This window comes from Pseudomonas sp. TWRC1-2, assembly GCF_049896685.1.
Taxonomy (GTDB): domain Bacteria; phylum Pseudomonadota; class Gammaproteobacteria; order Pseudomonadales; family Pseudomonadaceae; genus Aquipseudomonas.
On the sequence record NZ_JAFCUU010000006.1, the window covers coordinates 123,201 to 142,188 of the forward strand.

An 18,988-nucleotide genomic window follows, 5' to 3' on the forward strand; every position below is an offset into this window, starting at 1 on the left:
TAGCGTCCAAATGATGACCGCAGGAAGTCTTGCTTTAAACGGCCGGTGTAGACTGGCTACTCGACCCTCATCCGAATCAAGGAGTCTGCGGTGAAGTTTTTCGTGGTGCTGTTGCTGAGCCTTTTACCGTTGTGGGCCCAAGCTGTTGAGGTGGGTGAGCGCGTGGCGCCATGGACCCTGCTCGACCAGTTCGACCAGGCCTACACCCTGGATGACCAGGCGCAGATTCTGCTGGTAGCCCGCAGCATGGACGCCGCCAAGCGGGTAGATGCCGCGCTGCAAGGCCAGCCCAAGGGCTACCTCGAAGCGCGCCACGCGGTGTTCATCGCCGATATCCAGCGCATGCCCCGGCTCATCGCCAAGCTGTTCGCCGTGCCGGCGATGCAGGCCTACAACTACCGGGTCATGCTGGACCGTGATGCGCGTATCGCCCCGCGTTACCCAGGGGCTGTGGATAAAGTGCTGTGGCTGCAACTCGATAGCGGCAAGGTGATTGCGCAGCACGAATTCAGCTCCGCCGACGAGCTGCGCCAGGCACTGGAGCAGGTGAAGCCGTGATCAGTGCCGCCGTGCTGGCGCCGCAAACCCTCAGCATCGGCTGGCTGTTGTATGCGCCCGTGGTGATGTGGGCAATCCTGCGCTCGCCATGGGTCGAGCTGTTTGCCGACCGGCGGCGTCAGCATCTGCTGTTTGGTACGGTGTTCGCGCTGTTCATGTTGTGGCTGGTGCGGCGCGATTTCGATACTGGCGTTTCCTACCACTTTATCGGCATGACCGCCGTGACCCTGCTGCTCGACTGGCCTCTGGCAATCGTCGGCGGGTTGGCGGCGCAGTTCGGGCTGTTGCTGCTGGGGCGTCAGGACCTGGCCGCCGTCGGGGTCAATGGCCTGCTGTTTATCGTGTTGCCAGTACTGGTCACGGAAGGCTGTGCAGTGCTGGTAGAGCGCGCCCAACCCCGCAATCCCTTTGTGTATATCTTCTGCTCGGGCTTCTTTGCCGCCGCGCTGTCGGCGCTGCTCTGCTTGATGGCTGCGCTGGGGTTGCTGTGGTTAGACGGCCGTTTCGCGATGCCGGAGTGGCTGGAAGACTTCATCGGCTACCTGTGGCTGATCATCTTCCCCGAAGCCTTCATCAACGGCATGGTCATCAGCGCTCTGGTGGTGTTTTGCCCGGAGTGGCTTGAGACCTTCAACCGTACGCGCTACCTCTCTGCGCCATGGAAAGACGACGATTCGCGGCGTTGACCCAGATCAAATCCCGGCCGGCCACACAGGCCCATGCTCTGCGAAATTTATGAAGGAGCGTGGGGCATGAGTGTGTACGAATGGGCACGGCAGGAGTTGCGCAGAAGTCAGGACGCCGCGCAGGAAATCGGTTTCGACCCAGGCTTGACCTTGCGCGCCATGCTCAGCGCCGTGGTGCAGCAGAGTAAAGGCGTACGCAGTTTCGAAGACCTGGCCGACGAGCTGCAATACCTTGCAGAGAACCTTGACGACCAGCAGGAATACGCCTTTATGCGGCCTTAGTGCTTAGGCTGAAAGTCTTCGGAGAACAGGTCGTCTTCGGCATCCGGGCTGACCGGAATCTTGTGCTCTTCCGACGCCCAGGCGCCCAGGTCGATGAGTTTGCAACGGTCCGAGCAAAACGGCCGATTGAGGTTGTCTGTTTTCCATTCCACGGGTGCACCGCAGGTTGGGCAGTCGACGGTCATAGGTTGGCTCATGATCGGCCTCCACGCAAAGTAAGGTAAAAGTGGTGCAGTCGCTCGACCTCGCTGTGCAGCCAGGCGAGGTCCTGGTCATTGACCAGTACGTCATCGGCATGGTTCAGGCGGTCTTCACGGCTGGACTGGGCCTTCAGAATCGCCTGCACCTGCTGTTCGCTGATGCCGTCGCGCTGCAGGGTACGCTGAATCTGCAGTGATTGCGGCACGTCAATCACCAGGATGCGCTGGGTCATGCTGTACTGGCCGGACTCGATCAGCAGCGGTGACACCAGGATTGCGTAAGGCGACCGCGCGCGCGCCAGATGGCTGCGAATCTCCTCGCCGATCAGCGGGTGCAGCAAGGCTTCCAGCCAGCGGCGTTCTTGCGGGACCTCAAAGATCAGTTTGCGCAACGCGGCGCGGTCCAGTTGGCCGTCGGGTAACAGCACGCCTGCACCGAAGTGCTCGGCGATTTGCGCCAGTGCCGGGCGCCCGGGCTCAACCACCCAGCGAGCCGCATGGTCGGCGTCGATCAGGTCGATGCCCAAATCCATGAAGTGCTGGGCGGCCGCGCTTTTGCCGCTGCCGATGCCGCCGGTGAGGCCAAGAATCCAGGGTGTTGCAACAGAAGTGGTCATTTGAAACCGACAGACTGCAAATAGAAGTCGGTTATTTGACCACCCCAGAGCAATGCAATCCAGCCGGCAATCGCCAGACACGGACCAAACGGCATTGGGGCCGACGCCTGGGGCTTGCGCAAGCGCAGCAGGATGAGCCCGGCAAGCACCCCGAGCAACGAAGACATCAGCAGTGTCATCGGCAGAATCTGCCAGCCACCCCAGGCGCCGAGCAAGGCCAACAACTTGAAGTCGCCATAGCCCATGCCGTCCTTGCCGGTGATCACCTTGAACAGCCAGAACACCGTCCACAGGCTCATGTACCCAATGACCGCACCCCAGAGCGCATCCGGCAGCGTCGCCAGCAAGCCAACGCTGTTGAGGATCAGCCCCAGCCATAACAGCGGCAGCACCAGAACGTCGGGTAGCAGCTGATGATCCACATCGATCAGGCTCATCGCCAGCAACCCCCAGCTCAGCAGCATCACCGCACCGGCTTGCCAGCCGAAGCCGAAATGCCAGGCCACCGCCGCCGAGACCAGCGCGCCGGCAAGTTCGGTGAACGGGTAGCGGGCACTGATAGGTTCTCGGCAATGGGCACAACGGCCCTTGAGCAGCAGGTAGCTGAGCAGCGGAATATTTTCCCACGCGCGAACCGGATGATTGCATCGCGGGCAGCAGGAATGGGGGCGCATCAGGTTGTAAGCCGGGCCCGCAGGGTCAGCAGGCAAACCGAGCACCTCCTGGGCCTGGGCGCGCCATTCGCGCTCGAGCATTTTCGGCAGGCGCCACACCAGCACATTGAGGAAACTGCCGACAATCAGGCCCAGCACCAGCGCCATCCCGACAAAGAGCCACGGTTGTTCATTCAGCAACGGGTTCAAAATGCCGACCCCAGCTGGAAAACTGGCAGGTACATGGCGATCACCAGTGCGCCGACGATGCCGCCCAATACCACCATGATCAGGGGCTCCATCAGGCTGGTGAGGTTATCGACCAGGTTTTGCACATCGGCCTCGTAGTGATTGGCGACTTTTTCCAGCATGCGGTCCAGGGTTCCCGATTCTTCCCCGATGGCCGTCATCTGGATTGCCATACTGGGAAACAGGCGGCTGTTGGCCATGGATTGGTGCAACTGCATGCCAGTGGATACATCGTGACGCATATGCTCTATCGCCTGTTTGAACAACCCATTTCCGACCGCCCCCGCCACGCAATCCAGCGCCTGCACCAACGGCACGCCCGCGGCGAAGGTCGTTGAGAGTGTGCGGGCGTAGCGGGCAACCGCGGTTTTTTTCAGCAGTGTGCCTGCCAGGGGCGCGTTCAACAAACCGAGGTCCAGCCAACGGCGAAAACCGGGAGATGCCCGATAGGCGTGGCGCAGCCCGATAATTGTCGCGGCCAAACCCAGTGCCACCATCCACCAGGCACGCTGCAGGAACTCGGACAAGGCAATGACACTCAGGGTGAAGCCCGGCAGTTTGCCATCGACGCCGGCGAACAGGTTCTGGAACTGCGGCACCACGTGGATCAGCAAGACCGTGCTGACCAGGCCTGCAACCACGATGACGGCGATGGGGTAGGTCATGGCCTTCTTGATGCGCGCCTTGAGCTGCTGGCTTTTCTCCAGATGGATGGCAACGCGCTCCAGCAGCGTTTCCAGGGCGCCGGCGTGCTCGCCGGCGGCAATCAGGTGGCAATACAGGTCATCGAAATAGCGCGGTTGTTTTTTCAGCGCTGCCGCCAGGTTGTTGCCGGCGGCGATTTCCTGTTTCAAGCCCTTTATCAGCTCGCGCATCAGGCGGTTGTCGAAGCCTTCGCCAATAATGTCGAACGCTTGCAACAGCGGTATGCCAGCCTTCAGTAATGTCGCCAGCTGGCGGGTGAACAGGGCAATATCGGCGGGTTTTATCGGCGGGGCGAAGCTTGGCAGGCGTGGGGTTTTCTTGCGGATACGGCCGGGGCAAATCCCTTGCTCGCGCAGTTGTGCCTTGATCAGCGCCAGGTTCTGGCCTGTGGTTTGCCCGCAGACTCTGCGTCCTTTGCGGTTGATGCCTTCCCAGGCGTAGATCGTTGCAGCGTCATTCATGTCACGTTTCCGCACGCAGGTCGTTGAAGATTTATAGCTTAGTCAGGTGAGGGATTCGGACAGGCTGGCGAGGAAGGATAAAATGTCAGATTGTGCGTCTTGCAGGCGATTGGTCGTGCGTGGATGAGTACACTGGCGCCGTTGCACAATGCGGGGCGCAGGACGCGCCTTGTGAGGGTTTCTATTCTGGAGAGTGAATGTGATGCGTCAGAAAGGCTTTACCTTGATCGAGCTGTTGATCGTCGTGGCAATCATCGGCATTTTGGCCACTATCGGTTTGCCCATGTATACCAAGCACCAGGCCAAGGCCAAGTTCACCGCGGGGTTGGCTGAAGTCTCCGCGCTGAAGGCAGGTTTCGAGGACACCCTCAATCAGGGCACCGTACCGACCCTGGCCTTGATCGGTGGCACCAGTCCCACCGCCAATTGCAAGATCGACGTGGCAGGCGATGTGGCCACCGGCACAGGCTCCATCAGCTGTGAAATTCTTGATGCGCCTGCGCCCGTGCTGGGCAAGACCATCACGTTGACGCGCAGCGCCACCACGGGCTGGAAGTGCGCGACCACGGCTGAAGCGCAATACGTTGCCAAAGGCTGCGGCGCCGACGGGGCCTGACGGCCGTCGGGCGGTAGGCGAGTTAGTTGCCGCCTGCCCAATGCGGTGCTAGCTTTAGCCCACCGCCCGTGTAGCTCAGCCGGTAGAGCAGCGCACTCGTAACGCGAAGGTCGCAGGTTCGATTCCTGTCTCGGGCACAAGGCAACACTGTTGAAAAAACGCAACACTGTTTCAAAAGGCAGCACTGTTTTCAGATGATCCCAGAATGGTTCTGAAGGCCAGACGAGCCGGCATTCATGCTTGCTCTTTCGTATCTGCGCAACCTTGATGACCCAGATGCATCCCCATTCCTCGATCTAAGAGAACAACATGACCACATCAGAAATGACCCAGGAAGCGCGGCACGAAGCAGCCCTCAAAAAGTACGTTGCGGAGTCGCCGGAACTGCTGGATGAGATCAAGGACCTGAGCGCCGATGATCAAAGGGACCAGATCCAATGGTCATTTGAGGATGAGGCCGAGGCCCAGGGCCTGCAGCCATGGGAATTAACCCTCAAGTACACGTCGACGCCGGAAGAGTTCGAGGCCGCACGCCTGGCCTTGCACAAGGAGGCCGCCGAGGTGCTGGGTGTCGACTGGAACGAGTATTGCGGGATGAACAACCTCGCGATCTGAAACACTGTGCAGGCGCCGGCTTGCCGGCGCTTACATTAAAACGTCAGATGCTCAGCCGCATCGACAAGTCCACCGCCTTCACATCCTTGGTCATCGCGCCGATGGAGATGTAGTCCACTCCGGTTTGGGCGATGGGCAGCAGCGTGGTTTCATTGATCCCGCCGCTGGCCTCCAGCTTGGCCTTGCCCGCATTCAGGCGCACGGCCTCACGCATGTCATCCAGGCTCAATTCGTCGAGCATGATGATATCGGCGCCCGCCGCCAGCGCTTCGCGCAGTTCCTCCAGGCTTTCCACTTCGATTTCCACGGGCTTGCCCGGCGCGATCTTGTGCGCGGCGGTAATCGCCTGCGCAATCCCGCCGCACGCCGCGATATGGTTTTCCTTGATCAGGAAGGCGTCGTACAACCCGATGCGGTGGTTATGACAACCGCCGCAGGTCACGGCGTATTTCTGCGCCAGGCGCAGGCCCGGCAGGGTTTTGCGGGTGTCCAGCAGCTTGACCTGGGTCGTGGCGACGAAATCCGCCAGGTACTGAGCGCGCGTGGCGACGCCTGACAGCATCTGCAGAAAATTCAGCGCGCAGCGTTCGCCGCTGAGCAGTGAGCGGGCAGGGCCCTCAAGGTGGAACAGCGCCTGGTTGGGGCTGACACGCTCACCGTCGGCAACCTGCCAATGCACCGCGACCCGCGGATCGAGCTGACGGAACACCGCATCGACCCAGGCCGTACCGGCGATGACGGCCGCATCGCGGGTGATGATCGTCGCCTTGGCCAGCCGTTCGGCCGGAATCAATTGCGCAGTGATGTCGCCGCTGCCGATGTCTTCCAGCAGTGCACGGCGCACGTTGGCTTCGATTTCGGCGGTGAGGTCGGCAAGACGGAGATTCGGCATAACAGGCTCCACAAACAAAGTGCCACGGATTATAGGGGCAGCGCGCCTGTGAACCCAGACTCAACACTCATTTACAGAGCAATGGCAGAGTTCACTGGCGCAACTACCCTTATTTGCAAGATAATCCTGCGCCTTGCAATTGGCGTCATAGCTTTGACGTCCTGGTGACAACCGGTTTTCGCAGCCCCCATCGGACCTGTAGCTGATCGCTCCCCACCCCAACACCGCCGTTTCAGGAGGCCAGGATGCACAATGACGGAAAGGTGGTGCCAATCAACAAGGCGCACCCCACGCCATCGCCGCTTGCGCGCCTGCCGGTGGTGTTGCTGCAGGTTCGCGACAAGGCTGCCCAACAGTTGCAGCAAGGTCTGCAGGAACTGTTCGATAACGCCGATGACACGCTGTTCGAAATGGCCGACAAGGCCCGCAGCAATGTTGACCATCACATCTTCTTTGAAGCGATGCGTGACTTGCGCCTCAAGCGCAAAAATTTTGAGCGCGTGTTCATGGCGCAGTTGTTCGCCGCTTTCGCCAGTCTGGGCCATGCAGAGCCAGGCGAGGCGCATTTGGTGCCGGTGGTGTCGTATGAGGCGGCGCCCGGCACGTCCAGCGACGAACTGGAAAAGGCCGTTGCGCTGGAGGCCATGCTCGGACGGGTGCGACATCGCGATGGTCTGGCGCTGGGCCAACTGACCGCGCGCTTGAGTGCATTGCTTGGCAAGCCTCTGAGCGAGTGCGACAACCCGTTGGGTCCGGCGCTGCTTTGCGAGTTCTTTTTGCGCGCGGGGCGCAGCCTGGGCGTAGAGATTCGCGTCAAGCTGATCATGCTCAAACTGTTTGAAAAGTACGTGCTCAGTGACGCCGACCAATTGTTCTGCGAAGCCAATCAGTTGCTGGTCGCCACCGGGGTTTTGCCCGAACTCAAGGCCGTGCCCTCGCGTCGCCCTGGCGGGCGTGCCGCCCGTGACCAGCAGCGAGAAGGCAACCCGCCACCCATCGACCCGCCCCTGGATGAGAACGGCCAGCAAGCCTTCGCCGCCTTGCAGGTGTTGTTGGCGGCGGTGCGAGGCAGCGTGGCGCCGACCCTGGAAGCCTGCGCCGAACCGCAACCCATTGCCTCGCGCGACCTGCTGCGCCTGCTCTCGCACCTGCAACAATATGTGCCCGAACCTGAGGCCGAAGACGATTTCGACCTGCGTAACCAGCTTGAACAACTGTTGACCCGCGTCAGCGTCAAGAGCGGCAAGTCGCGTGTGGTGGAAGGCGCCGATGAAGATGTGATCAATCTGGTCGCCTTGCTGTTCGAGTTCATCCTCAATGATCGCACCGTGCCTGATGCGTTCAAGGGCTTGATCGCGCGCTTGCAGATTCCGATGTTGAAAGTGGCGGTGCTGGACAAGAGCCTCTTCAGCCGCGCCTGCCACCCGGCGCGTCGACTGCTTAATGAAATCGCCTCGGCTGCCATGGGCTGGAGCCCGCACGAGGGCTATCAGCGCGACAGCCTGTACTTGCATATTGAGCAAGTGGTGCAGTGTTTGTTGAATGATTTCGTCGAAGACCTGACGATTTTTTCCCAACTGCTGGCGCAGTTCACTGCGTTCACCTCGGATGAACAACGCCGTAGCGCGTTGCTTGAACAACACACCCGTGAGGCCGAAGAAGGGCGCATACGCACGCAAGCCGCACGTGACCGTGTGGCCGATCTGCTCAATCGGCGCTTGCTCGGCAAGGTCTTGCCGCAATCGGTGGTGCGGTTTCTTCAGCAGGCCTGGAGCCAGGTGCTGTTGTTGGCCTGCCTCAAGCACGGCGAACAGTCGGTGCAGTGGCAGGCGGGTGTGCGCACCATGGACGAGTTGATCTGGAGTGTGGGCCTGCAGACAGACACCGAGGCCGGCCGGCACCTGCTGGAGCAACTGCCCGGGCTGCTCACGGCTTTGCGCAACGGCTTGACCAGCGCAGCGTTCGACCCTTTCAGCACCCGTGAGTTTTTTGTTCAATTGCAGGCCATGCATGTTCAGTCGGCCGAAGGCGAGTGCATCGACGCGCTGATCAAGGTGCGTGAGCCGTTTTCGTTCAGTGTAGGGTTGCCTGATTCAATACAGCGCTTGCCGAGCGATGACCCGGACCTGCTCAAGGCTCACCAGCTGCGTGTCGGTGGCTGGTTTGAGTTCCAGCAAGACGAAACCACAGCGTTGCGCTGCAAGTTGACGGCGATCATGGCCCCGGCCAATAGCTACATTTTTGTCAGCCGTACCGGGCTCAAAGTCCTGGAAAAAAGTGCCGACCAGTTGGCCATGGCATTCAAGCGCGGGGCCTTGCGTACCTTGGACGACGGGCTGCTGTTCGACCGCGCGCTGGCATGCGTGGTGGGCAACCTGCGTCAACTCAATCGCGGCAAGTGATCGCAACCGCAGGCCTGAACGCGGCATACTGGTAACACCTCGTCTCATTCAAGGAACCCGTATGCGGTTGGACCCCACCAGCGGTTGGTGCCAGGGCATTCGCCATTGCCCTTCGCCCAACTTCAACGAGCGCCCCGCCGGCGAGATCTCCCTGTTGGTGGTGCATAACATCAGCCTGCCACCGGCACAGTTTGCCACCGGCAAGGTGCATGAGTTTTTCCAGAATCGCCTGGATGTCACGCAACATCCTTACTTTGAAGGCATTGCCGACTTACGGGTGTCTGCGCATTTTCTGATTGAGCGCGACGGCAGCGTGACGCAATTTGTGTCGTGCCTGGACCGCGCCTGGCATGCCGGGGTATCGAGTTTCGAGGGGCGCGAGGTGTGTAATGACTTTTCTCTGGGAATCGAGCTGGAAGGAACGGACGAGCTACCGTTTACCGAGGCTCAATATGTTTCGCTGATTGACCTCACGCGGCAGCTGCTGGCGGCTTATCCAGACATCACCCGGCAGCGTATTTGTGGTCACAGTGATATCGCACCGGGTCGCAAGACCGACCCGGGCCCGGCTTTTGATTGGACGCGCTTTCGCAGCGCCCTGCAGGATGGAGGACACGCACGATGAGTTTCCTGGTGTTGGTGTTGGCGGTCTGGATCGAGAAATTCTCGGCCTTGCGTCAGCGGTTACAACGCGACGGTGGATGGCTGCGTGAGCTGGCCAAGCTGGAATCCAGCCCGCGCATGGGGAAGCGGCCCTGGCTGATTCTTGTCCTGTTGGTGTTACTGCCGGTGGCCTTGCTGGCGCTGTTGCTGTTGGTGCTGGAACCGGTGGCTTATGGCCTGCTGGCGCTGCCGGTGCATCTGCTGGTGGTGATTTACAGCCTCGGGCGCGGCGATCTGCTGGCTGGGCTTGGGCCGTTTCGCGATGCATGGCGCCGCGGTGACCTGCAGGCCGCCGAGCATGTGGCCGAACGAGACCTGAAGGTGGTGGCTGACAATGGCGAGCAACTGCTGGAGCGCGTTCAAGGCCATTTGCTGTGGCAGGCCTATCAGAGCTTTTTTGCAGTGATCTTCTGGTACTTCCTGTTGGGGCCGGTGGCGGCGTTGGCGTATCGCCTATTGGCATTGGCCAGCGAATACAGCCAGAACCCGCAGGTTGCCGAGCGTGCCGGGCAATTGCGTCACGCATTTGACTGGGTGCCGGTGCGCCTTCTGGCGGCAAGTTTTGCCTTGGTGGGTAACTTTGTCGCGGTTGGGCGGGTGATGTTGCATGAGTTGTTGAGCTGGGACATCAGCGCTGCACAACTGGTAGAAAAAGTCGGCCTGGCGGCGGCTGAAATCCCACCGCCCGTGGTGGGGCCCGAGGGTATCAACAGCCTGGATCGGCTGTGGGAACTGCTGCTGCGCGCGGCGGTGCTGTGGTATGCCGGGTTTGCGATCTGGACCGTACTGCCGTAGCTAGCCAGACGAGCGGGTTTTTGTGGCGGGGGACTTTGCGCCCCCGCCACAAAAAACCGCTCAGCGCAGGTCGTTAACCTTACGTTACAAAACTCCCTTTCAAATTGAGCTATACAGACAGAGCGCCAAATAGTGGCTATCTGCCGCTTCCCCCTGCGCCTCAATAAAAATAATAGAAAGGGAGTACACCTTTGAAGAGCTTGCTCTATCCCGCCATCGCGCTGATGAACCGTCTGAGTTTCGGCATGAAATTCAGCCTGATCAGCGTGCTGTTCCTGCTGCCGATGCTGGCCACCAATTATTTCCTGGTGCGTGATTCCTGGTCGCAATTGCAGGGCACTCGCATCGAACTGCAAAGCCTCGATCTGCTCGGCAGCAGCCTGGCGCTGCGCCGTGACCTGGAAACCCTGAATAACCAGGTGCAGATCAACGCGGTGCTGGGGCAGTCCGGCAAGGCCGGTGATCTGGAGGGCAAGATCAGTGCGTTGGAACAGAGCGTGTTGAGCCGCCTGCAAGGCCTCAACGCGATGACCGGCGACCCTGAACACACCCGTGTTTTTGATGGCAAGCGCGACGAAATGGTCGCCGCATTCAAGGCTCAGCAACAGGAAACCTCGCTGCTGAGCAAAAGCGCGCTGATTGGCAAATTGCTCAACAAAGCGCAGATGCTCAGCCAGATCATCGCCAGCCAGTCCGGCTTGAGCCGTGACCCTCAGGGCGATTTGCGCCAACTCAGCGAGCTGGTCACCAGCGTCACCCCGCAAGTCACCCAAACCCTGGGTGAAGGGCGGGCCATGGGCGCCTACTCCTTGGGCCAGGGTTTTCTCAATTCATCCTCCAGTACGCGCTTTGATGAACTGCTGCAGCAATTGGAAAAACTCCAGGCCGAGTACGCCCTGAAGTTGCAGGACGCACTGGGCGCCAGCACCGCCGCGCATGCGGCGCTCGACCCTCTGGCCACGGCCAGCAGCGCGAGCCTCAAGCACGGCAGCGAGTTGTTTGAAGAGCAGGTGGTGATGGCCGAAACCCTCGATGCGCCGTGGCAGGGTTTTTATGAAAGCGTCAGCCAGTTGATGGCCCAAACCTACCAACTCAATGAAGCGACCCTGACGTTTCTTGAACAGCAACTTGAGCAGCGCCTGGCCCAAAAACGCACGCACATGATGGTGCTGGTCTCGGCGCTGGTGGCGGTGTTTGTGCTGATCTTTTATTTGTATGCCGGTTTCTACGCGTCGACCCGCACCACGTTGCGTCGCCTGGGGGCGATGATGAACCAGGTCGCGGGCGGCGACATGACCGTCAGCTTTGTTGCGCACAGTCGCGACGAACTGGGGGAGTTGGGCCAGGTATTCAACGGCACGGTGGCCAGGATTCATGACTTGATCGAGCGCGTCGGTCACACCGTCAGCCAGGTCGAGTTGCAAGCCGGGCAAGTGCAAGCCGTGTCGGCCCACAGCAACCAGGCGGTTTCCGGGCAGCGCAGCCAGATCGAGCAGGTGGCGACGGCCATGAACCAGATGTCGTCCACCGCCCAGGAAGTGGCGCGCAGTGCGGCGGCGGCGGTCAGCAGTGCCCACAGCGTCAACGACGAAACCGTCAGCGGCCGAGGCCTGGTGCAATCCCAGCAGGGCAGCATCGCGAGCCTGGCGTTGGAGATAGAGGCGTCAGTGCAGGTCATCAACCAATTGGCCACCGACAGCCAGTCGATCAGTGGCGTGCTCGAGGTGATCAAGAGCATCGCCGAACAAACCAACCTGTTGGCGCTGAACGCCGCGATTGAGGCGGCGCGCGCCGGCGAGCAGGGCCGCGGTTTTGCTGTGGTGGCCGACGAGGTTCGCACCCTGGCCCGACGCACCCAGCAGTCCACTGAAGAAATCGAACAGATGATCAGCCGCCTGCACAGCGGTGTCGGCGCGGCCGTGAAGGTCATGGGCACCAGCCATGCCATGGCCAATGGCACCGTGGGGCAGTCGGAAAAGGTCCAGCAAGCCCTGGAAAATATCCTGGGTGCCGTCGGAATGATCGTCGATCAAAACCAGCAGATTGCCGCGGCCGTGGAGCAGCAAACCGCCGTGGCCCACGATATCGACCAGAACATCGTTGCCATCAATCGTGCGGGCGAGCATGCCGCCGAGGGCGCGCATCAGACCGAAACGGCCAGTCGGCTGCTGTCGGTGCAAGTCGTCGAGTTGAGGCAATTGATCGGCGCGTTTCGTGTGTAGGGCAGGCGCGTAGGACTTGGTCTTCGTGGGCCGTGGTGCCCGTCCTGATTTCGCTGTGTGGCTTTTTTGAATGCCTGAATGGGTGAGAATTTGTTTCAACCCGTCACGGTTCAAGGGAGGCACAGCGATGGCCACTGCCATGGGGATCAAAGGGCATTGCGCCCATTGCGACATCACGTTTGAACTCAAGCCCTGGCAAGTGAATGCGATTGCCATCCACGAGCCCTTTGAATGCCCCTATTGCCAGCGCACTCTGCAGTTGATATGCCCCAGGCAGCTGCGCCAGTTCAAGGCGCTGGACCACTGGGCCATGGTGGCCCCGAGCATGGTGGTATTGACCTGCTCGGTGCTGATTGTGGCGCTGGTGGCGGAGTGGGTCGGGTTGCTCAGCGTGGTCGGGCAACTCAACGTTTCGCTGGTGGCGGTGCTGATGCACTTTCTAGTGCTGCGTTACGCCCGTCATCGGCAACGGCTGACGTTGAACTTGCAGGCGGTCAAACCGCTACCAGTTGAACAGCTCGCGCGCATTGCGTGTGCTCGTCTCGGCCAGCAGTAAAGGGCTGATCGCCATGCGTTCGGCCAAGTCGGTGCAGATGTCTGGCAGGTGTTGCGGGCTGTTGCGCTGGCCCGGGTACATGGCGGGCGCCATGTCCGGTGAATCGGTTTCCAGCACCACCGCGTCAAGGGGCAGTCGCGCAAGTACTTTGTGCATGCGCAGCGCCTGCGGCCATGTGGCGGCGCCGCCCAGGCCGAGTTTGAAACCCAGCTTGATGTACTCGCGGGCTTCCTCAAAACTGCCGGCAAACGCATGGATGATGCCGCCGCGTGGCAGGCGAATGCGCTTGAGGGTAGCGATCACTGCTGCGTGGCTGCGGCGCACGTGCAGCAAGGCCGGGAGCTGGAAGTCCACCGCCAGTTTCAGCTGCGCTTCAAACAGGTGCTGCTGGCGCTCGCGGTCCAGCTGTTCGAGAAAGTAATCCAGGCCGATTTCACCGACGGCGCACAGTTGCCGGTGGCCCTTCAAGCGCGTCAGCCAGTCGCCCAGCTCCGTCAGGTCGGCGGGGCGATGCTCATCCAGGTACACCGGGTGCAGGCCGAAGGCGGCGAACAAGCCTTCGTCTTCCTGCACCAGGTCCCACAGCCGTTGCCAGTTTTGCTGATACACGCCCAACACCACCATGCGCTGCACGCCGAGTTGGCGGCTGTGGGCGAGGACTTGCCTGCGATCAGGGTCGAAGTCCGGGAAGTCCAGGTGGGTATGGGTGTCGATCAGCTCCACGCTCAAGCCTCGTGAATACGCTGCTTGAAGGTCCGGCCGATGGCGTGCACGCCCGGTTGGTACTGTTCTTCCTCGATGGCGGCCAACGCCAGGCGCAGGGCGGTGTCGGCAATCAATTGGTGTTGCTGGGCCATGGCGTTGACCGGCAGCGGCAGGAAGTCCAGCAACTGGGTGTCACCAAAAGTGCCGAGGCGCAGCGGCCGGGATTTGAGCGGGAAGTCGTGCAGCGCGTCGAACACCCCTTGCAGCAGCACGTACGAAGTGGTCACCAGCGCGTCAGGCAAATGCCCCAGTTGTTGCAGAAGTTGCTCCATCAGCTGTCGGCCGCAATCTCGGCTGAAGGCCTCGCCCTGTTCGACGATGACCTCACCCGTGAAGCCTTTCAGCGCTTCATGAAAACCGGCGGCGCGCTCCTGGCTGATGCCCAGCTCGGGACGCGCACCGATCAGCGCGATCTGCTTGGGCAACGGTTGCAGCAGGCTGCTGGTCAACTGCTGGCAGGCCTGGCGGTCATCGCTGACCACCGAGCAAAACTGCTCCGTTTCCATCACCCGGTCGATCGCAATCACTGGCAGGCCTTTGGCTTGCAGTTCGCGGTAGCTGTCATCGCTGGCCGGCAGGCAACTGGCCACAAACAGCGCATCGCAACGCCGCGCGCGAAACAGCTGCAGCAACTGGCGCTCGCTGTCGGCCTCGTCGTCGGAGCTGGCAATCAGCAACTGATAGCCGCGCGCCCGTGCGCCTTGTTCCAACAACTTGGCGATCCGTGCGTAACTGGGGTTTTCCAGGTCCGGCAGGATAAAGCCCAAGGTGCGCGTGTGCCGACTGCGCAGCCCGGCTGCCTGAGGGTTTGGGGTAAAGCCATGGGCTTCAACCACCGCGCGCACCCGCTCGACGGTTGCGCTGCTGATGCGTTGTTGCGCGGCCTTGCCATTGATGACGTAGCTTGCGGTGGTCACGGACACACCGGCCAGACGTGCGATATCACTGAGTTTCAAACCGGGATTTCCTTGTTTTTTAGAGCTTGCCCCGACATTTTGTCCAATCGTAACCGATTACTGCACACGACTATTGGCTGAGCTCAAGCGCCGAGTGGCGCTTCAAGCTTGCATAATTAGCGCGTAATCTGCCATAAATTCTAGATTAAACGTTTCAGCCAGCGTATTTTTACGACGTTCGCGACTGACTGGCTACTGCCAATTGACCATTCAGTCAGCTATTTTTGAACGCAGCCACGCTGATTTATTCAAAACAATACCTAGTGCGCCCACCGCACTAACTAGGAGAACGGCATGCTTGAGCTCACTGTAGAGCAGATATCCATGGGCCAGGTGGCTTTGGATAAATCTGCTGCCTTGCACCTGCTCGCTGACAAACTGGTGGCCGACGGCCTGGTCGCCGAGGGTTACCTCAGTGGCTTGCAAGCGCGTGAAGCCCAAGGTTCGACCTTTCTCGGCCAAGGCATTGCCATCCCTCACGGCACCCCGGAAACCCGCGACCAGGTTTTTTCCACCGGCGTACGCCTGCTGCAGTTCCCCGAAGGGGTGGACTGGGGCGATGGCCAGATCGTCTACCTGGCCATTGGCATTGCCGCCAAATCCGATGAACACCTGCGCCTGCTGCAATTGCTGACCCGCGCCCTCGGTGAAACCGATCTGGGCGAGGCGCTGCGCCGTGCCGGTTCGGCCGACGCCTTGCTGAAGCTGCTGCAAGGCGCGCCGCAGGAACTGGCGCTGGACGCGCAAATGATCAGCCTTGGCGTGTCCGCCGATGACTTCGAAGAGCTTGTCTGGCGAGGCGCACGCCTGTTGCGTCAGGCTGATTGCGTGAGCAATGGTTTTGCTGCCGTGTTGCAGCAAGTCGACGCGTTGCCGCTGGGCGATGGCCTGTGGTGGTTGCACAGCGAGCAGACGGTCAAGCGTCCGGGCCTTGCGTTCGTCACGCCGGACAAACCCATGCGTTACCTCGGCCAGCCGCTCAACGGTTTGTTTTGCCTGGCCAGCCTTGGCGAAGCGCACCAGAGCTTGCTCGAACGCCTGTGTGCGTTGTTGATTGAAGGGCGCGGCCAGGAACTCGGCCGCGCCACCAGCAGCCGTGCGGTGCTCGAAGTGCTCGGCGGCGAACTGCCGCCTGACTGGCCCAGCGTGCGCGTCACCCTGGCCAACGCCCATGGCTTGCATGCTCGGCCGGCGAAAATCCTCGCGCAATTGGCGAAAAGTTTTGATGGCGATATCCGCGTGCGCCTGGTTGATGGCCCGGTGGGCGCCGTGTCGGTGAAAAGTTTGAGCAAGTTGCTGAGCCTTGGCGCCCGTCGCGGCCAAGTGCTGGAGTTTGTCGCTGAACCGACAATTGCCGGCGATGCATTGCCCGCGTTGCTCGCGGCCGTAGAAGAAGGTCTGGGCGAAGAAATCGAGCCGCTGCCGACCGTAAGTGCCCAGCCTGCCAGCGTCGAGATCGAGCCGGCCATCAGCGCGCCCGCAGCCGGCAGCCAGATCCAGGCCATCGCTGCCGCGCCGGGCATTGCCATCGGGCCTGCACATATCCAGGTTCAGCAAGTCTTCGATTACCCCCTTCGCGGCGAGTCCTCGGCCATTGAGCGCCAGCGCTTGCAGAGCGCCCTGGCCGATGTGCGCCACGATATCCAGGGCCTGATCGAACGCAGCCAGGCCAAAGCCATCCGCGAGATCTTCATCACCCACCAGGAAATGCTCGACGACCCGGAGCTGACCGACGAAGTCGACACCCGCCTCAAGCAGGGCGAGAGCGCCGAAGCGGCGTGGATGAGCGTGATCGAGGCCGCCGCCAAGCAGCAGGAGGCGCTGCAGGATGCCTTGCTCGCCGAGCGCGCCGCCGACCTGCGCGACATCGGCCGTCGGGTGCTGGCGCAATTGTGCGGCGTCGAAACCGCCCAGGAGCCGAGCGAACCCTACATTTTAGTGATGGACGAAGTCGGTCCCTCCGACGTCGCGCGTCTGGACCCGGCCCGTGTCGCCGGCATTCTCACCGCGCGTGGCGGCGCCACGGCGCACAGCGCCATCGTCGCGCGCGCCCTGGGCATTCCCGCCTTGGTAGGCGCAGGCGCGGCGGTGTTGTTGCTCGCCTCCGGCACGCCGTTGTTGCTCGATGGTCAGCGCGGTCGCCTGCATGTCGACCCCGACGCCACCACCTTGCAACGCGCCAGCGTCGAGCGCGACACCCGCGAACAGCGCCTGCAAGCGGCTTCGGCGCAGCGCCACGAACCGGCGTTGACCCGTGACGGTCACGCCGTGGAAGTGTTCGCTAATATCGGCGAGAGCGCCGGTGTTGCCGGCGCGGTGGAGCAGGGCGCCGAAGGCATCGGCCTGCTGCGCACCGAGCTGATTTTCATGGCTCACCCACAAGCGCCGGATGAAGCCACTCAGGAAGCCGAATACCGCCGCGTACTCGACGGCCTTGGCGGTCGCCCGCTGGTGGTGCGCACCCTCGATGTTGGGGGTGATAAACCGCTGCCGTATTGGCCAATCGCCGAGGAAGAAAACCCCTTCCTCGGTGTGCGCGGTATTCGCCTCACCTTGCAGCGCCCGCAGATCATGGAAGCGCAATTGCGTGCGCTGCTGCGCTCGGCGGACAACCGACCGCTGCGCATCATGTTTCCCATGGTCGGCAGCGTCGATGAATGGCGCGCGGCCCGGGACATGACCGAGCGCCTGCGCCTGGAAATCCCGGTCGCCGACTTGCAGCTGGGCATCATGATCGAAGTGCCGTCTGCCGCCTTGCTCGCACCGGTACTGGCCAAGGAGGTCGACTTTTTCAGCGTCGGCACCAACGACCTGACCCAGTACACGCTGGCCATCGACCGTGGCCACCCAACCTTGTCGGCCCAGGCCGACGGCCTGCACCCGGCGGTGCTGCAACTGATCGACATCACCGTGCGTGCCGCCCACGCCCATGGCAAGTGGGTGGGCGTGTGCGGCGAATTGGCAGCGGACCCGCTGGCGGTGCCGGTGCTGATCGGGCTGGGGGTGGATGAGTTGAGCGTGTCGGCCCGCAGCATTCCTGAAGTGAAGGCGCGGGTACGCGAATTCAGTCTGAGCGAGGCCCAGGGCCTGGCGCAAAAAGCCCTTGCGGTGGGTTCGCCCGCGCAAGTGCGAGCCCTAGTGGAGGCCGTGTAAATGGCGAAGATTCTGACCCTGACGCTGAACCCGGCGTTGGACCTCACGGTACGCCTGGCTCGCCTGGAGCCGGGTGCCGTCAACCGCAGCGAAACCCTGCTGACCCACGCCGCCGGCAAAGGTGTGAATGTCGCCCAAGTGTTGGCAGACCTTGGCCATCACGTCACCGTCGGCGGCTTTCTGGGTGAAGACAATCCGCAAGCCTTCGAGGCGTTGATTGCCCGGCGTGGTTTTGCCGATGCGTTTATTCGCGTACCGGGCGAAACCCGCAGCAACATCAAGATCGCCGAGCTGGACGGCCGGGTCACCGACGTCAATGCGCCGGGACCGCAGGTCAGTGAGCAGGCCCAGCAGGCGTTGCTCGATCAACTGACGCGGATTGCGCCAGGGCACGACGCGGTGGTGGTTGCCGGCAGTTTGCCGCGCGGCATCAGCGCGCAGTGGTTTCAGGGCTTGCTGGAACACCTGAAAAGCCTCGGTTTGAAAGTCGCCCTCGACACCAGCGGCGAAGCCTTGCGCGCCGGTTTGCAGGCGGGCCCGTGGCTGATCAAACCCAACACTGAAGAGTTGGCCGAGGCCTTGGATTGCCCCACGGACTCCATCGCGCAACAGGCCCAGGCCGCCGAGCGTCTGCACGCCCAAGGCGTGGAACATGTGGTGGTGTCCCACGGTGCCGACGGCGTGAACTGGTTCAGCCCGGGCACCGCGCTGCACGCCACGCCGCCCAAGGTCAGCGTCGCCAGTACGGTGGGCGCCGGCGACTCGCTGCTGGCCGGGATGCTTCACGGTTTGCTCGGGGTTGATCTGCCGCAAACCACCTTGCGGCGCGCCACGGCAATTGCCGCGATGGCCGTCACGCAGATCGGGTTTGGCATCAGCGATGACGCGCAGTTGGCGCGTCTCGAAAGCGGCGTCCATGTGCGCGCGCTGACAGAACAATAA

The 18,988-nt window shown here is 61.7% G+C and carries 19 protein-coding genes and 1 tRNA gene; 13 read left to right on the forward strand and 7 right to left on the reverse strand.

From position 1 onward, the window contains the following. The first annotated feature begins 90 nt into the window (after positions 1-90). The 3 genes from ACP7B3_RS18435 to ACP7B3_RS18445 all read left to right on the forward strand — a co-directional run bounded on the left by ACP7B3_RS18435 (position 91) and on the right by ACP7B3_RS18445 (position 1,526). Positions 91-558, forward strand: a complete 468-nt coding sequence (locus ACP7B3_RS18435) for an FAD/FMN-containing dehydrogenase (protein ID WP_145165300.1) — start codon at positions 91-93, stop codon at positions 556-558. Beyond that, positions 555-1,244: an energy-coupling factor ABC transporter permease gene (locus tag ACP7B3_RS18440; RefSeq protein ID WP_426180084.1), complete on the forward strand. Its 690-nt coding sequence runs from the start codon at positions 555-557 to the stop codon at positions 1,242-1,244. The genes ACP7B3_RS18435 and ACP7B3_RS18440 overlap by 4 nt, the downstream gene beginning before the upstream one ends. 66 nt (positions 1,245-1,310) lie before the next feature. Next, positions 1,311-1,526 (forward strand): hypothetical protein, encoded by a 216-nt coding sequence (locus ACP7B3_RS18445; protein WP_003171680.1) that lies wholly within the window; start codon positions 1,311-1,313, stop codon positions 1,524-1,526. Here the strand turns inward: ACP7B3_RS18445 and yacG are convergent. Genes yacG through ACP7B3_RS18465 form a run of 4 tightly spaced genes read right to left on the reverse strand, consistent with a single transcriptional unit; the run spans position 1,523 to position 4,411 of the window. Then, on the reverse strand, positions 1,523-1,723 hold the full coding sequence (gene yacG, locus ACP7B3_RS18450) for a DNA gyrase inhibitor YacG (RefSeq protein ID WP_106578604.1): 201 nt from the start codon (positions 1,721-1,723) through the stop codon (positions 1,523-1,525). The two genes, ACP7B3_RS18445 and yacG, sit on opposite strands and share 4 nt — an antisense overlap. Further along, entirely contained in the window at positions 1,720-2,343 is a 624-nt protein-coding gene (gene coaE / locus ACP7B3_RS18455; RefSeq protein WP_145165294.1) for a dephospho-CoA kinase, read from the reverse strand. The genes yacG and coaE overlap by 4 nt, the downstream gene beginning before the upstream one ends. Next, positions 2,340-3,206 carry a prepilin peptidase gene (locus ACP7B3_RS18460; RefSeq protein WP_426180088.1) on the reverse strand — a complete coding sequence of 289 codons (867 nt, stop codon included), beginning with the start codon at positions 3,204-3,206 and terminating at the stop codon, positions 2,340-2,342. The genes coaE and ACP7B3_RS18460 overlap by 4 nt, the downstream gene beginning before the upstream one ends. Next, positions 3,203-4,411: a type II secretion system F family protein gene (locus ACP7B3_RS18465; RefSeq protein ID WP_426180090.1), complete on the reverse strand. Its 1,209-nt coding sequence runs from the start codon at positions 4,409-4,411 to the stop codon at positions 3,203-3,205. The genes ACP7B3_RS18460 and ACP7B3_RS18465 overlap by 4 nt, the downstream gene beginning before the upstream one ends. Before the next feature lie 202 nt (positions 4,412-4,613). Here ACP7B3_RS18465 and ACP7B3_RS18470 point away from each other — a divergent pair, with 202 nt between their 5' ends. From ACP7B3_RS18470 to ACP7B3_RS18480, 3 genes are all read left to right on the forward strand, one after another. Beyond that, positions 4,614-5,027, forward strand: a complete 414-nt coding sequence (locus tag ACP7B3_RS18470) for a pilin (protein WP_277933556.1) — start codon at positions 4,614-4,616, stop codon at positions 5,025-5,027. 64 nt (positions 5,028-5,091) lie between these two features. Further along, a tRNA-Thr gene (locus ACP7B3_RS18475) sits at positions 5,092-5,164 on the forward strand. A gap of 172 nt (positions 5,165-5,336) precedes the next feature. Then, positions 5,337-5,642 carry a DUF6388 family protein gene (locus tag ACP7B3_RS18480; protein WP_242194771.1) on the forward strand — a complete coding sequence of 102 codons (306 nt, stop codon included), beginning with the start codon at positions 5,337-5,339 and terminating at the stop codon, positions 5,640-5,642. A gap of 43 nt (positions 5,643-5,685) precedes the next feature. Here ACP7B3_RS18480 and nadC read toward each other — a convergent pair whose 3' ends face one another. Then, positions 5,686-6,534, reverse strand: a complete 849-nt coding sequence (nadC, locus tag ACP7B3_RS18485) for a carboxylating nicotinate-nucleotide diphosphorylase (RefSeq protein WP_145165288.1) — start codon at positions 6,532-6,534, stop codon at positions 5,686-5,688. Positions 6,535-6,779: 245 nt separating this feature from the next. Here nadC and ACP7B3_RS18490 point away from each other — a divergent pair, with 245 nt between their 5' ends. From ACP7B3_RS18490 to ACP7B3_RS18510, 5 genes are all read left to right on the forward strand, one after another. Further along, a complete protein-coding gene (locus ACP7B3_RS18490; RefSeq protein ID WP_426180094.1) occupies positions 6,780-8,936 on the forward strand; it encodes a DUF1631 domain-containing protein in 2,157 nt (718 codons plus the stop codon). Positions 8,937-8,997: 61 nt separating this feature from the next. After that, entirely contained in the window at positions 8,998-9,561 is a 564-nt protein-coding gene (gene ampD / locus ACP7B3_RS18495) for a 1,6-anhydro-N-acetylmuramyl-L-alanine amidase AmpD (RefSeq protein WP_426180096.1), read from the forward strand. Continuing rightward, entirely contained in the window at positions 9,558-10,394 is an 837-nt protein-coding gene (gene ampE / locus ACP7B3_RS18500; protein WP_106578613.1) for a regulatory signaling modulator protein AmpE, read from the forward strand. The genes ampD and ampE overlap by 4 nt, the downstream gene beginning before the upstream one ends. 1,517 nt (positions 10,395-11,911) lie before the next feature. Then, positions 11,912-12,616, forward strand: a complete 705-nt coding sequence (locus tag ACP7B3_RS18505) for a methyl-accepting chemotaxis protein (RefSeq protein ID WP_426180459.1) — start codon at positions 11,912-11,914, stop codon at positions 12,614-12,616. A gap of 127 nt (positions 12,617-12,743) precedes the next feature. Continuing rightward, entirely contained in the window at positions 12,744-13,172 is a 429-nt protein-coding gene (locus ACP7B3_RS18510; protein WP_124416411.1) for a hypothetical protein, read from the forward strand. On the opposite strand, the gene ACP7B3_RS18515 is transcribed toward ACP7B3_RS18510, so the two are convergent. Then, positions 13,119-13,895 carry a TatD family hydrolase gene (locus tag ACP7B3_RS18515; protein WP_426180099.1) on the reverse strand — a complete coding sequence of 259 codons (777 nt, stop codon included), beginning with the start codon at positions 13,893-13,895 and terminating at the stop codon, positions 13,119-13,121. The two genes, ACP7B3_RS18510 and ACP7B3_RS18515, sit on opposite strands and share 54 nt — an antisense overlap. A gap of 2 nt (positions 13,896-13,897) precedes the next feature. Beyond that, positions 13,898-14,893, reverse strand: a complete 996-nt coding sequence (cra, locus tag ACP7B3_RS18520; RefSeq protein ID WP_145165276.1) for a catabolite repressor/activator — start codon at positions 14,891-14,893, stop codon at positions 13,898-13,900. Between the two features lie 294 nt (positions 14,894-15,187). On the opposite strand from cra, the gene ptsP reads away from it, so the two are divergent. Both ptsP and pfkB read left to right on the forward strand, forming a co-directional pair. Beyond that, complete coding sequence (ptsP, locus tag ACP7B3_RS18525) at positions 15,188-18,046, forward strand: phosphoenolpyruvate--protein phosphotransferase (protein ID WP_426180103.1); 2,859 nt, start codon at positions 15,188-15,190, stop codon at positions 18,044-18,046. Beyond that, complete coding sequence (gene pfkB, locus ACP7B3_RS18530) at positions 18,047-18,988, forward strand: 1-phosphofructokinase (RefSeq protein WP_426180106.1); 942 nt, start codon at positions 18,047-18,049, stop codon at positions 18,986-18,988.